The 12,931-nt window shown below is 66.6% G+C and carries 12 protein-coding genes; 7 read left to right on the top strand and 5 right to left on the bottom strand.

Going from position 1 to position 12,931, the window contains the following annotated elements; all coding sequences use genetic code 11:
* The first annotated feature begins 122 nt into the window (after positions 1–122).
* Positions 123–1,721 carry an acyl-CoA synthetase gene (locus OXF11_19825; GenBank protein ID MCY4489349.1) on the top strand — a complete coding sequence of 533 codons (1,599 nt, stop codon included), beginning with the start codon at positions 123–125 and terminating at the stop codon, positions 1,719–1,721.
* Positions 1,722–1,766: 45 nt separating this feature from the next.
* Here OXF11_19825 and OXF11_19820 read toward each other — a convergent pair whose 3' ends face one another.
* Positions 1,767–2,801 carry a hypothetical protein gene (locus OXF11_19820; protein MCY4489348.1) on the bottom strand — a complete coding sequence of 345 codons (1,035 nt, stop codon included), beginning with the start codon at positions 2,799–2,801 and terminating at the stop codon, positions 1,767–1,769.
* Between the two features lie 6 nt (positions 2,802–2,807).
* Entirely contained in the window at positions 2,808–4,184 is a 1,377-nt protein-coding gene (locus OXF11_19815) for a vanadium-dependent haloperoxidase (protein MCY4489347.1), read from the bottom strand.
* A 495-nt stretch (positions 4,185–4,679) separates the two neighbouring features.
* Here OXF11_19815 and OXF11_19810 point away from each other — a divergent pair, with 495 nt between their 5' ends.
* The 3 genes from OXF11_19810 to OXF11_19800 all read left to right on the top strand — a co-directional run bounded on the left by OXF11_19810 (position 4,680) and on the right by OXF11_19800 (position 7,535).
* Entirely contained in the window at positions 4,680–5,906 is a 1,227-nt protein-coding gene (locus tag OXF11_19810) for an MFS transporter (GenBank protein MCY4489346.1), read from the top strand.
* A 77-nt stretch (positions 5,907–5,983) separates the two neighbouring features.
* Positions 5,984–6,397 (top strand): heme-binding protein, encoded by a 414-nt coding sequence (locus tag OXF11_19805; GenBank protein MCY4489345.1) that lies wholly within the window; start codon positions 5,984–5,986, stop codon positions 6,395–6,397.
* A gap of 106 nt (positions 6,398–6,503) precedes the next feature.
* On the top strand, positions 6,504–7,535 hold the full coding sequence (locus OXF11_19800) for a tripartite tricarboxylate transporter substrate-binding protein (GenBank protein MCY4489344.1): 1,032 nt from the start codon (positions 6,504–6,506) through the stop codon (positions 7,533–7,535).
* A gap of 46 nt (positions 7,536–7,581) precedes the next feature.
* On the opposite strand, the gene OXF11_19795 is transcribed toward OXF11_19800, so the two are convergent.
* From OXF11_19795 to OXF11_19785, 3 genes are all read right to left on the bottom strand, one after another.
* Positions 7,582–8,562, bottom strand: a complete 981-nt coding sequence (locus tag OXF11_19795) for a hypothetical protein (protein ID MCY4489343.1) — start codon at positions 8,560–8,562, stop codon at positions 7,582–7,584.
* A 66-nt stretch (positions 8,563–8,628) separates the two neighbouring features.
* A complete protein-coding gene (locus tag OXF11_19790; protein ID MCY4489342.1) occupies positions 8,629–9,666 on the bottom strand; it encodes an NAD-dependent epimerase/dehydratase family protein in 1,038 nt (345 codons plus the stop codon).
* Positions 9,667–9,747: 81 nt separating this feature from the next.
* Complete coding sequence (locus OXF11_19785) at positions 9,748–10,665, bottom strand: ABC transporter substrate-binding protein (protein MCY4489341.1); 918 nt, start codon at positions 10,663–10,665, stop codon at positions 9,748–9,750.
* A gap of 249 nt (positions 10,666–10,914) precedes the next feature.
* Between OXF11_19785 and OXF11_19780 the strand changes: the two genes are divergently transcribed.
* The 3 genes from OXF11_19780 to OXF11_19770 all read left to right on the top strand — a co-directional run bounded on the left by OXF11_19780 (position 10,915) and on the right by OXF11_19770 (position 12,767).
* Positions 10,915–11,463, top strand: coding sequence for a tripartite tricarboxylate transporter substrate-binding protein (locus OXF11_19780; GenBank protein ID MCY4489340.1), 549 nt, complete (start codon positions 10,915–10,917; stop codon positions 11,461–11,463).
* A 187-nt stretch (positions 11,464–11,650) separates the two neighbouring features.
* Positions 11,651–11,989, top strand: coding sequence for a VOC family protein (locus tag OXF11_19775; GenBank protein ID MCY4489339.1), 339 nt, complete (start codon positions 11,651–11,653; stop codon positions 11,987–11,989).
* Positions 11,990–12,068: 79 nt separating this feature from the next.
* On the top strand, positions 12,069–12,767 hold the full coding sequence (locus tag OXF11_19770; protein ID MCY4489338.1) for a hypothetical protein: 699 nt from the start codon (positions 12,069–12,071) through the stop codon (positions 12,765–12,767).
* The last annotated feature ends 164 nt before the right edge of the window (positions 12,768–12,931 follow it).

Genomic DNA, 12,931 nt, shown 5'->3' with positions numbered 1-12,931 from the left:
TCGCGGACGTGTTGGACCCGACGGATGTCGGATGGTTCGAGGGACCGCGGAAACATGGGAAGACGGTGAGCGCGCCGGAGAGAACCGGCAACGCTGGAACGCGCGTCGGAAACCCGGAAAACATGAGCAACGCTGAATCCCCGGCCCCGTGGCCGGGCTATAGGGAGGTCCCGTCCAGGCTCAACCTCGCCCAGGAGGTGCTGGAGCGTCCTGTGGCGGCAGACCATACGGCGATGGTGTGGCCCGGCGGCTCGCTGAGCTACGGCGAGTTGCACGGCCGGGTACACGGCTTTGCCCGCGGGCTCCAGGCGTTGGGGGTTGGGCCGGGAGAACGGGTGCTCGTGCAGATGCCCAACTCGGCGGAGTTCGCCACGGCTTTCCTGGCCGCGGTGAAGCTCGGCGCCCTCCCGGTGGTGGTCAACTCGCTCCTGGGGATGCGCGAGGTTCGGGCCATCCTCGAGCAGACGAAGCCCCGGTTCGCCGTCATCGAGGGCTCCCGCGCGCAGGTGTTGCGCGAGCTTCGCGCGCCCATGGGGCTGGAGGCCGCGATCTGCGTCGGAGAGGCCGAGGGCAGCGAAGTCCCGTTCGACACCGTCGGCGGCGAAGCGCTGGACGACGATTCACAAAACAGTGTGGCCACGAGAGACACGTCCGCGCACGAGCCGGCCTTCATGGTGTGCACCTCCGGCACCACCGGCCGGCCCAAGTGCATCGTGCACGCGCACCGCTGGATCGTGGCGCTGGGGGATCTCAACCGCTATCGCCTTCCGCCCGAGCCGCAAGACGTGGTGCTGGCCACGGGCGAGTGGAGCTTCATCAGCGCCCTGGGCCACAACCTGCTCTTCCCGCTGCGCAACGGCGTCACCTGCGCGGTGCTGTCGGGCCGGGCCACGCCCGAGAACGTGCTGGAGCACGTGGCCGCCTTCCGCGTCACGCTGCTGCACTCGGTGGCCACGGTCTACCGCCGGATGCTGGCTACGGCGGGCATCGAGGAAGCGTACGACATCCACACCCTGCGGGGGGTGCACTCCACCGGCGAGGCGCTTCGCGAGGCCACGTATCGCCAGTGGAAAGCACGCTTCGGCTGCGAGATGTACGAGCACTACGGCGTATCCGAGTACCAGCTCGTGGTGGGACAGGGCGCGCGCCATCCGGTGAAGCCGGGCTCGGTGGGGGTGCCGGCGCCCGACGTGGGTATCGCCATCATCGACGAGGACGGCCGCCCGGTGAAGGGGGGCGCCGTGGGCAAAACGGTGATTTCCACCGAGGACCCGGGGTTGTTCCTGGAGTATTACGGCGATCCCGAGCGCACCGAAGCGGTTCGGCGCAACGGGGTCTACGACACCGGGGATCTGGCGTACCGGGACGCGGACGGCTACTACTTCATCGCCGGCCGCGACGACGACTGCTTCAAGACCCGCGGGCTCTTTCTGGTGCCCACCGAAGTGGAGAACGCGCTCCAGCGCCACCCCGCCGTGGCCGAAGCCGTGGTGGTCCCGGAGCCGGATGCCGAAATCGGCAATCGGGTGCTCGGCGTGGTGGTGGTGGCGGCGGAGGGGCAGGGGGCGTCCGCGACGTTGGCTGAGACCCTGCGGCAGAGTCTCAGGGAGGAGCTGGCCCATTACAAGGTGCCGTACCGCATCGCGTTCGCCGACGCGATTCCCAAGAGTCCGGTGGGCAAGATCCTGCGCAACGAGGTGGCGGCGCGAAGCTGGCCCTGAGCCTCGGCCACGCCCGCGCGGCCGGATTCGATACGCTCCCTTGCTCTAAAAGCTGTATCGCAGCGACAGCACGGCCTTCGTCTCGTCGACGTCCACAAGCCGTACGCCAGCCAGTGTCGCGGTGGCCTCGGCGTGGTTGATCCCCGCGTTCACCGACAGCCCGCGGGCCAGGTCGTACTGAACTCCCAAGGCGGCGGATATCTCTTCGTCGCCTTCGATTCGGCCGTAGTGCCCTTCCAGCGAAAGGCTCAGCATCCCGGCCTTGTGGCGAGCCCCTGCCGAAACGTACCAGCGATCAGCCGCGGAACCATTCGATGAAAAGCGCTGGTAGCCGACGCCGCCGTCGAACAGCGTGCTGCCGTAGATGAATTCGCCGACGGCGCCGACAGCGTTCGTGTCGAACTCGTCCGAGCTGTCCTTGGGGCGGTAGGTTCTCCTCGTGTACCGTGTGGTGAAGCGGTAATCCCGGTTGCCGATGGGCCGCTGGAAGCTCGCTCCGAGATCGAGTCCCCCATGCTCGTTCACGGTGGCGCCGACGACCCACGGGCCGAACCGGCCGGCATAGCCGCCGCCCCAGTCGTCCGCTGCGCCGAGGGCATCGTCAAGAGCCAGCGACGCGTTGCCCGCCCCTCGCGCACGGCGCGTCCCCTCGCGTACGACTCCCGATACGTTTCCCCCGAACACCGTTCCCCAGGCGCCCCCGACGGAGGCCGCCGCGTTGTCCGTGTAGCCGTCGTCCTGTTCGAAGGCTGCGGTCGGGTCCGTCGCGTATTGGCCGAAGTAGGCAAGGCCGACCCGCCAGCGGTTGGGCAACTGGGTCCGGGCGGCCACCTGGAAGTTCCCCAAGAACCCCGTGTCCGTGTCGTTGTCGTTCCGCGTTTCCACACTGGTCGGGACGTCGAGGAGGCCGTTCAGTACGAACGTGACGTCACCGATCTCGGTTGCGAGCGGCTCTTCCAGCGAGGACAGTCGTTCGTAATTGAGCGGGATGTCCTGAGCCGCGGCCGCCATGGCATGGAGGAAGGCGGCGCCGAAAACGATCGCAAGGAGCCGACCTGGAAAGTTCGTACGAACGTGCATGATTGGCTAAGCCTTCCCGGGAAAAGTCGATCGAAAGGCCTGTTGCGCGATGGACCGGCCGGCCGCCAGCGCCTCGGTATTGTCGATGGCCCAGTGCACGCCGCCATACAGCCGGCTCATCCCGTTTTCCTCCGCCATTCGGGCGAGGCTGGTCCAGTGACGGGTGACGCCCGCCAGTTTCGGCCACAGCACCTGGTCCGGGGACTGTCCGCTGAAGGCGATGTCATCGCGGCCGTAAATCAGCGCGATCATCTCCGCCGCCGCCGCCGCGAACGTGGAGTGGCCGGACGTGTAAGCGGGAAACTCCGGGGTGGGAATGTAGCTGCGCCAGTCGGGTTGCCGGACCACCCGCGGGTCGGAGTTGTGGAATTCCGGAGCGCGCCTGCGAAATGCGCATTCCGGTCGTACGATGTCGTGGTGGTACTTGTTGTCCCAGGCGCTGATGGACGCGTCGCACTGGGTCATCCCGATCAGCGCGAAGGCACGGGCCATCTCGATGAAGCTCAGGTCGCGGTCTTGCAGGAGCTGGATCGCGATGCAGGCCATGTGCCCGGACGGGGTGCAGCCCCAGGGGCCGTCTTCCCAAAACATGGCGATCTCCGACTGGTCCGCGGTTCGCAGGGTGCTGTCGGCGCCGCCGAGGTGGCGGATCATGTCGAACTCGTCGGCGAACTCCGGGCTCGCCGGATCGTGGAAGGTTCGCGCGCGGAACTGGTCGGCGGAGGTCATGGTCCAGGGTTTGATGCGGCCGTGGCCCGGAAACAGTCCGCGGTCGAAGGATGCGTACGCCGGACCCGGGGTAGCGCTGTAGAACGGCCCGGTGGGGCGCCAGCGCAACGAATCCGTCCGCCGCTGGTAGCGGCCGAGGTAGTAGTTGGCCTCGCTGGGCTCGGAGCCGTCGTCGGTGCGCATCTTGAGCACGTGGCGTGCGACCGCCTTGCCCCATTCGACCCCAAGGGACTTGGCTTCGCCGTTTGGAAAGCGGTCCTGAAAGGCCATGCGTTCGACCAGAAAGGGCTGTTGAAAGGCCTCGGCGGCAGCCGCGGCGAAGGCGACGCCGTAGGCAACTTCGGGGTCCGCCCCGCGCGGGGCGGTGCCGACGCCGAAAGGTTCGTCATACGCCCGCACGATGCCGTTGGCGGCGAGAAACCCCGCCGCCGTGGTCAAGCCGAGGTTGTACGCGGCCCGGGGCGGCGCCAACCGCTGGTCGCGCACCTGCTGCAGGACCACATCCACCCAGTGGAAGACCGTGTTCCGGTTTCGCGGCTTGAGGATGGGCGTCAGGTAGGATGATCCGTGCCCGCGAGGGGCGGCACAGCCGAAAAATGGCAGCGTGCACACCACCGCGGCGGCTGCCAGAAACCGCCTTCTGGAAGAGTTCAAGAAAGCTCTCCTTTACGCAACGGAGAGCTTGACCTAGGTGGGTCATTCCTCTACAAGGGAGGGTTGGGTTGCACCTATGTCAAGCGCTCCTTGACAGTGGGTGTCGGAGGCCGGAGTTGCCGCTCCGGCCTCCTCCTTTTGATGCTGTCCTTAAGGGAACTTGTTCCGCGCAGTGAGAACGATTCGTATCATGCCCGAGCCGTCCTGTTGGAGTATGCTAGTTCACACAGTAGCAATACTACAAGGGTCGATACGCTGTCAAGGCACTCCTTTCTCTTTCGGAAATGAAATGCGGCACGCGAATCATCTTGAAAAGGACTTATGGAAACCGTTCCAACGCCTAGCGTTGATGATGAAATAGAATATTTTGATAACGAACGCCACATATGGATTCGTTCGATCATGACGAACCGGTCCCCTTTCTCGACCGCGGCCGGGTCGCAATACGAACGAACGGGTACGGAACTCATTCGTATCGCCTGACGTGCCCGGTCCATGTTCCAGGTGACCAAGGCCAGACTCCAGCGCGCCGGCGGTTCGTTCGCCTACCGTGACTTCCGATACTTCTACGCGGCGGTGGTCAGCGCCTCCATGGGCAACCAGATCCAGCGGATCGTGGACCTGTGGCTGGTTTACGAGTTGACCGATTCGCCGGCCTTCCTGGGCCTCACCGGTCTGGCCCGGGGCATTCCCATCGTGGTCTTCTCGCTGGGCGGGGGGATCATCGCCGACCGCATCGACCGCAAGAAGTTCATCATGGCGATGCAGCTCGCCAGCGCCGCGGCCAACCTGCTGCTGGCGGTCTTGATCGCCGCGGACGCGGTCCGTTTGTGGCACATCCTGCTCATTTCGATGGTGAGCTCCGCGTTCGTGGCCATCAGCGCGCCGGCGCGCACCGCCATGACGCCGAACCTGGTGCCCAGGGAACTGCTCATCAACGCGTTCGCGTTCACCTCCACGGCATGGAAGCTGGCGCAGCTCGTGGGCCCGGCGGTGGCCGGCGTGATGATCGGAGTCGCGGGCACGAGCGCGACCTACGGCTTCAACGGCTGCGTCTATCTGGTGAGCGCGCTGGTGCTGATGTTCGTCAACTATCGAGCCGCGTACACGGGCACCGCTCAGTCGGCCTGGAGGAGCCTGGTGGAGGCCCTGTCGTTCGTGCGCGTGAAGTCGATCATCGCCGTGTTGGTGGCCATGGACGTGGTGGCGGTTTACTTCGGCAGCTTTCGTGTACTCCTGCCGATCATCGCGGCGAGCTTCGGCATGGGCGCGGCAGGTTTCGGGCTCTTCTCGTCCGCGCCGGCGGTGGGCGCGCTCGTGGGTGCCGCGGCCATGATCGGCGTGGGCGATGTCCGCTACAAGGGCTTGGTGGTGGTGGGCGGCATTCTGGCCTATGCGGCGTGCCTGGCCGGCCTCGCCCTCTCTCCCTGGTTCTGGACGTCGTTCGTCATGGTGGCGCTCTTGGGCTTCTTCGACGCCATGCAGGCCATTCCGCGCAACACCGTCATCCAGGCGGTCACCCCGGACGCGCTCCGCGGCCGGGTGTCGAGCTTCACCCGGATGTTGAGCGTGGGCATGCCCGGCCTTGGCGAGGCCCAGACCGGACTGGTGGCATCCGTGGTCGGTTCGGCGGCCACGCTGATGCTCGGCGCCGTCGTGTGCGCCGGCGCCACCCTCGGCATGCTCGCCTGGCGCCACGACCTCCGCAGAGCAGATTTGTAGCCCTCCACGGCTTGACTCCGCGGGCGGCGATCAAATAGACAACACTCTTTATCGACGACCCCAACGGAGGTGACAAAGTGGCGGAACTGTCTCACAGCGTGATTCACGAAGCGGCCGGCGAGTTGATGGCCGAGCTGGCCAACGAAGCCGGGCGGCCGGTGTCGTGGGCGGTGCTCAATCCACATCGGGAGCTGGTGCATTACACGCGCATGGATGGCGCTCCTTACCGCTCCAGTGTACTCTCCCACAACAAGGGATACTCGGCCCTGTGGTTCGGCCGGGACTCGGTGGAGATCGAGAAGATGGTCGGGAACCGCGGCATCGCCGCCTACGGCGACGCCAACCTGACGTCCATCGGCGGCGGTGTGCTCGTCAAGGACGGAGAGGGTGCCGTGGTGGGCGCCGTGGGCGTGAGCGGGCGCACCATGGAGGAGGACATCGAGGTGGCCGTGCGATTGATCGACAAGTTGAAGGCGAAGGCGGGTCGCTGAAGGCGCGGTCCCGCGAAACTTCGGAACCGTTGACCGTATGCCGTGGGGCGGCGAAGCCGCACCCGGGGTCCTGACGGGCCAAAATGGTCCAAGGGAGGAATGCACGATGAAGATACTGCGTTCGACGCTGATGGGACTCGTCGCGCTGTCGCTGGTGGCCGGCGCCGCCTGGGCCGCGGACGAGCCGTTCTACAAGGGCAAGACGGTCCGCATCGTCGTGGGCTACAGTCCGGGCGGCGGCTTCGACACGTTCTCCCGCCTGGTGGGCCGCTACCTGAGTGCCCACATCCCCGGCAATCCCTCGATCATCGTAATGAACATGCCGGGAGCGGGGAGCAAGGCCGCGGCCAACCGCGTCTACGCCATGCAACCGGGCGACGGCCGTACGATCGTCGCGTTCAACGCGGGCTCGCTCGTCGATGCGGTGGTGGGAGACAAGACCGTCAAGTTCGACCCACGGAAGTTCAACTGGATCACGGATCCGGCCATCGGCAGCCTGCCGGAGGTCCTTTGGGTCCGTAGCGACCTGCCCGTCAAGACGTTCGAGGATTTCAAGAACTCCAAGAAGCCCCTGCACGCCGGATCGACCGGTGTCGGCTCGGCATCCACCGCGGCCACTCTCTTCCTGCGCCACCTGGGCTATCCCATCAAGGCGGTCATGGGCTATCGCGGTACATCCAACGTCATGGCCGCCATGGAACGAAAGGAACTGGACGCGCGGGTCATGTCCCAGCAGACCATGCAGGGCAACTACCGGCGCTACATCGAGAGCGGCCTCGTGCGCCCGATCCTCTCCATGGGGGAAGAGCCGCGGATCAAGGCGATCCCGGGCATCGCCAGGCTCAAGGATCTCAACCTCAACGCCGAGCAGCAGCGCATGGCGGATTTCCTGATAGGGACGTGGAAGCTGCTGCGCTTGTTCGCCGTGCCTCCGGGCACGCCCGCGGACCGCGTGGCGATCCTGCGCAAGGGCTTCATGGACGCCCTGAGCAGTCCGGAGCTCCTGGACCAGGCCAGGCGGCAGAACCTGGTCATCTCGCCCGCCGATCCCAAGGACATCGAGAAGACCGTCGCCGGCCTCTACGGGGCGCCGAAGGAACTTCTCGACAAGTACAAGGATCTCGTGTCCGGGAAGTAGGCGTAAGCCTTGGCAGAGCCTCGCCGAAGTTCGCCCGAAACGGACGTCACGGACGCGCGGGCGGCGTGGTCGTGGTGAGACGTTTCGCTCCGAAAACGCCGACGTAACCATCGGTGCCGGCCGCGTCGCGGGTATCGAAGGCGCCGTAGGTCTCGCGGTGATCCGGTCCGTAGAAGTGCCCTGTCAGGTGGCCGTTGCGTCCTGCGGAACTGGCGTAACGCCCAGCGGTGAGGGGCAGGCCGAACCAAGCGAGCGGGGAGGAAGCGCCGGACAGGTTGATGACCACGTCCACCGCGGGGGCGGACAGTTCCGGAATGATGACGCTGGCGGTCCCCTCGTGGCGCGCGAACGTGTCGGTGGCTGCGGCTTCGGCGATGCCGGTCCACGTCGCCCGGCCCAGCCCCGTGGGGTTGGTGCCGGTGGCGTCCCCCGCGGTAAAGGCTGTCGCGTAGCGCACCCCCACCTGGGCCGGAACCAGGATCCCCAACACCCGTAACGCCACGGAGGCTTGCCCGAGTTCCAGAGCCGCGAACCCGTGTTCGCCCCAGAAGCCGTAGCTGTGGGCGGAAGTGGGCGCGTCGATCTGCGCGAGGTCGCCCGGGATCGCCCTGTCCACCTCTTCCGCCACCTCGTTCAGAATGTGGAAGATGCTCCTGGGGGCGATGGCGGTTTCGAACCCCCCGCGCGCGCCGATCTCGGCGGCGGACTTGCCGACGTCGTCCGCGGGGTCGAGGACGTCCAACACGGTGTCGGCCACGAAGCCGCCCTGAAGATCGCAGGGCGCCTCGTCGAAGCACGACAGCACCACGTGGTCGCTCTCCGTGCGGTCGCGGTAGGAGTAGTCGTAGGCGATGTGGAGGCTGGGGGCCACGATGGTGTCCGAGCGGGCGAAGATTCCCTCCACTCGATCCCTCGGTCCCAACATCCTATCGGCCGAGCCCCCGCCGCCCCCGCCACAGGCCGCGAGCGCCAGGGCCGCCGTCACGACCGTCACGTGACGCACGAAGTGCAGAAAGCTGATCCTCATGTACGGCAGGATAGCAGGTACCGCCGTCGCCCACCACTTGGGCGGGTTCCACGGCGCCGCCGGCGGCTATCCCGCGAGTCCGCGCTCCACGATGTACCGCCCGGTGGCGCGCACGCTATCGGGACCCGGTATGAAGTCGAGATCCAGGAGAGTGCGCGCGCGGGCGTTCTCCAGCTCGTAGCGCCGCCCGAGCAGCGGCACGATGGCGCGAATTGAGCGGTCGAAGAGGCTGACGACGTGGATCAGGAAGTCCGGCGCAGTCCGGGTGGGAACCCTTCGTTGCGGATGGTCGGCCTTCAGCGCCGCGGACACCTCGGCGAGCCACATGAACGCGGCGGCGCCGAGAATGCGCTTGCCGGCCGCTCCCGGCGCGGTGACGGCGCGCACGTGCATGCGCGCCACGTCGTCGATGTCCACCACGGGGACGCCAACGTTCGGGACCATGGGGTCCCTGCCGCGGAGGAGCCGTTCCACGATGCGGAGCGAGGTGCCGTAGCGGTCGTCGAGGGGCCGGCCGAGCACCAGGCAGGGATTGATGGCAGTGAGCTCCATGTCCGGCGCCTTCTCCGCCACGTAGTCCCACGCCGCCCGCTCGGCCAGTGTCTTGGACTTGGCATAGGGCGTGATGCCGGGCCACTCCGGGTCGCTCCAGTCCGATTCGTCGAAGCGTTCCTTGTCGGGTCGCGGCGCTTGGTTCGTTATCGCCGCGGACGAGGAGGTCAGCACGACCCGGCGGATTCCCGCCGCGCGCGCGGCTCCGAGCGCCCGCAAGGTCCCGTCGACGGCGGGCCGGATCAGCTCCGTCTCGTCCCTGGGCTGCTCCATGGGAAGGGGCGACGCCGTATGCATCAGCACGTCCACGCCCGCCATGGCTTCGCTCCAGCCGGCATCCTGGGTGAGGTCCAGCGTCACGAAGCGCAGGTTTTCGTCCAGCGCGGCGGTGGCGGGTAGATGTTGCCGGACGGCGTCGCGCACCTCTTCCGCGCGCGTGGCCTGCCGCACCGAACCCACCACGCGATAACCCGCGCGCAGCAGCTCCAGGACGACACGCGTGGCGACGAAGCCGCCAGCGCCGGTAACCAGTACGGTGGTGGTGGCCGTCATGAGTGGTTTCACGAACGTTCGAGGCGCGGCCCTCGCGAGGCCGCCGGGTCGCGCGCGCTCCTCGGGATGTAGGCGCGCTCGTCAGGTTTGGTACAGGCTGTCGATGAATCCGCTGTCGTCGATCTTGCGCAGGTGATGATAGTCCCACAGCGACGTGGCCTCGATCTGCGCGGCGGCCGGGTCCTTGCGCTTGGCCAGCTCGTACACGTTGCCCACGGCCTGGAACGAGGCGTAGGGCTTCGGGCTCAGGATCTTCGAAATGCTTTCCCACAGGCGTGTGGCGGCCTCCAGGTCCAGGTCGCCGTCGGTCTTGTAGCGGTCCTGGATGATCTGGATGGATTCCTGCCGGTGGGTCTTGAAGTAGGCGATGCCCTGGCATGCGCCCTTGAGGAAGCGTTCCACGATGTCCGGATGACCGTCGACGAACTTCCGGCCGCTGGACATGGTGGTGAACCACACCATGGGCAGGGGGTCCACGTCGATGACCTTCAACCCGGCGCGTTGGGCGAAGAGGTCCGCGGGCGGGTTCACCAGCGCCGCGTCGGCGTCGCCGTCGCGAACCATTTCCCAGGTGGCGGCGCCGCGGATGCGTTCCAGGGTCACGTCGCCGCGGTCCTGGTCGAGTCCGTGTTGTTTGAGGAACAGCCACGTGTTGAGGCCGGGGTGGTTGCCGCGGATGGCCACGACCTTTTCCTTGAGGTGCGACACCTCGTCGATGCCGGAGTCCGCCCGTACCACCAGCCGGTGGTCCAGCCAGCTCACGGTCTGCCCCAGGTAGAGCCATTGGTCGCCGCGGGTGCGCGCGCCGTAGGTGGAGACGTGGTTGCCGCCGACGAACTCGACGCTGCCGTCGGCGACGAATTTGTGGGCGTCCTCGGAGCTGATGTAGGCATCGTACTCCACGTCGAGGCCGTGTTCCTCCCACGCGCCGGACTGCGCCGCCACATGAAGGAACGCCAGATGACTCGCGGACCGGTAGGGAAACTGTATCTTGTCCATGGTGTCGCTCTCCCTTGTGGCCGTTGCCTCTCGCCTCGGTACCGGTTGGGGGGACAAGGCGACAACTCCCTATCGATATACACCAGCCGCGATTTCGCTGCGAACCGGCGGCGCCATGAGACTACGGTCCGACGCATTCCCGCCGGGGTTGAACCGGGAGACCGAAGCGGAGTAAAGGGGGTGATACACCAAAGGTGGTTCCGGTTTCGCCAACGCCCAGCAATCGCGTTCTCGCGCCCGGAGGAGCTCATGCCCAAGATCAGGACCCGCGGTTGTCTCGTACTCATCGCTTCGTTGTGCTGGTTCACCGCGGCCCATGCGGCTCCGGACTACAGCGGCAAGACGCTGCGGCTCATCGTCGGCACGTCGCCGGGGGGCGGATACGACACCTACGCGCGCGCCATCGCGCGCCACATGCCCAAGCATCTGCCGGGCAAGCCCAACCTCATCGTGCAGAACATGCCCGGGGCGGGCAGCCTCATCGCCGCCAACTACCTGTACAACGTGGCCAAGCCGGACGGTCTCACCTTCGCCATGCTCATCAGCGGCCTCGTGATGGAGCAGACCATGGGCACGGACGGGATCAAGTTCGACGCCGCCAGGTTCCAGTGGATCGGGGCGCCGAGCGTGGGCATGCCGGTGTGCGCGTTCATGGGCTTCAGCGGCGTCAAGACCCTCGACGACCTGGTGAAGTCGAAAAAGACGCTGACCATGGGGGCGGCGGGCAGCAGCACCCGCGAGCAGCCCAGGATTCTCAAGCAGTTGATCGGCGCCAACGTGAAGATGGTGCCCGGCTAGTTTCTGGCCCTCGCCAAGAAGACCAGGATGACCATCAATCACGTACCGGCGGGGGACGTCGCGGCCCAGGTGAAACAGGTGCTGGCCGCCTCGCCCGCGGTCAAGGCGAAGCTCAGGAACATTATCGGAAACTGAACCAGACACCACATAGTCCCTTCGAGGGGAGTCGTCAGGAAGGAGAAATCCCATGGCACGGCCCAGGATACGGCACATCGCCATCAACACTCACGACCGCGACAAGGTGGCGGAATACTACAAGGAGCATTTCGGCCTGGAGGAGAAGAGCCGGGGGCCCAACGGCACCATCTACCTCTCCGACGGGTACGTCGACGTGGCCCTGATCAGCAGTCCGAACCTGCCCTACGGCATCCACCACTTCGGCTTCGTGGTGGACAGCGTCAAGGCGGTGGAGGATTCGACGCAGGCCACCGCCAGCGCCAACACCTACGGCGCCATCGCGGAGAGCTGGATCACCGATCCCGAGGACAACCGCGTGGACGTCTCCGAGCACGGCTGGCCCGTCTGAGCGCACGCGTGTCTCCCGAGCCCAACCCTCCCGGCACGGCCCGGCCGTGGGGCGGGAACGGCCGGAACGGAGGTGACCCATGAGCGAGTGGACGAAGGCCCGCACCGTCGTCGACGAGATGGTCAACCGGCATTTCGAGAGCGCCGAATACCGGCGGATCTTCGGGGTGCGCCTCACCGCGGCGCGCCAGGCCATCCTCGATCTCCACTACCCCCACTACATCAAGAGCCGGCGCGACTGCTGGGCGGTGGCGGCGGGCAAGGCGCCCCTGGACGTGAAGCGGGCTATCTGGGAGCACGAGAAGGACGAGCTGATCTTCGACGAACGGCTGGGATCGGCCCACCTCACCGACGAAGAGATGGCCGCGGCCGCGGACGAGGCCAAGCTTCTGCCGGGGGCGCGGGCCGCGTTCTGGGCGTGGTTCCACCTGTGCTCCACGCGGTCGTGGATCGAGGCCCTGATGGTCAACCACACCACCGAGCGCAAGAACAACAACGAGATCGTCAAGGGCGGCGGCTTCACCCACCGCATGGCCATGAAGAAGGCGCACGAGATCGTGGGTTCCGTGGAGAAGCTCGACGCCAACACCCAGCTCCACATGACCGCGGACATCGGCCACTCGGACATGTTCGACCCGGTGTTCGAGAAATACGTGCGCGACGCGGACACCGGCGCCCTGATCATCCGCTCGGCGCGGGACTGCCTGGCCCTGGACCGGGCCTACCGCGGGGCACTGGGTTCGGCGATGGTGGAAGTGCCGGAGACCCAGGCGGCGTAATTGGCGCCAACCCCCCGAGTCGTCATTCCCGCGGAAGCGGCTGTGTCGAAACTGGTGAGGCGCCAATCCCCCGAGTCGTCATTCCCGCGGAAGCGGGAATCCAGGGGTGGCGAGGCGGGGAAACGCCCCTGTAGTGCCCCGCCACCACCCCTGGATTCCCGCTT

It is taken from the genome of Deltaproteobacteria bacterium, from assembly GCA_026712905.1.
GTDB lineage: Bacteria > Desulfobacterota > Binatia > UBA9968 > JAJDTQ01 > JAJDTQ01.
The sequence above is the reverse complement of the archived record's forward strand: the minus strand, read 5'-3'. Positions and strand labels throughout refer to the sequence as shown.

Excerpts from the sequence above, each read along its gene's own strand:
- OXF11_19825 (MCY4489349.1), top strand. The coding sequence starts at position 123 with ATGAGCAACGCTGAATCCCCGGCCCCGTGGCCGGGCTATAGGGAGGTC.
- OXF11_19820 (MCY4489348.1), bottom strand. The coding sequence starts at position 2,801 with ATGCACGTTCGTACGAACTTTCCAGGTCGGCTCCTTGCGATCGTTTTC.
- OXF11_19810 (MCY4489346.1), top strand. The coding sequence starts at position 4,680 with ATGTTCCAGGTGACCAAGGCCAGACTCCAGCGCGCCGGCGGTTCGTTC.
- OXF11_19800 (MCY4489344.1), top strand. The coding sequence starts at position 6,504 with ATGAAGATACTGCGTTCGACGCTGATGGGACTCGTCGCGCTGTCGCTG.
- OXF11_19795 (MCY4489343.1), bottom strand. The coding sequence starts at position 8,562 with ATGAGGATCAGCTTTCTGCACTTCGTGCGTCACGTGACGGTCGTGACG.
- OXF11_19790 (MCY4489342.1), bottom strand. The coding sequence starts at position 9,666 with ATGACGGCCACCACCACCGTACTGGTTACCGGCGCTGGCGGCTTCGTC.
- OXF11_19785 (MCY4489341.1), bottom strand. The coding sequence starts at position 10,665 with ATGGACAAGATACAGTTTCCCTACCGGTCCGCGAGTCATCTGGCGTTC.
- OXF11_19780 (MCY4489340.1), top strand. The coding sequence starts at position 10,915 with ATGCCCAAGATCAGGACCCGCGGTTGTCTCGTACTCATCGCTTCGTTG.
- OXF11_19775 (MCY4489339.1), top strand. The coding sequence starts at position 11,651 with ATGGCACGGCCCAGGATACGGCACATCGCCATCAACACTCACGACCGC.
- OXF11_19770 (MCY4489338.1), top strand. The coding sequence starts at position 12,069 with ATGAGCGAGTGGACGAAGGCCCGCACCGTCGTCGACGAGATGGTCAAC.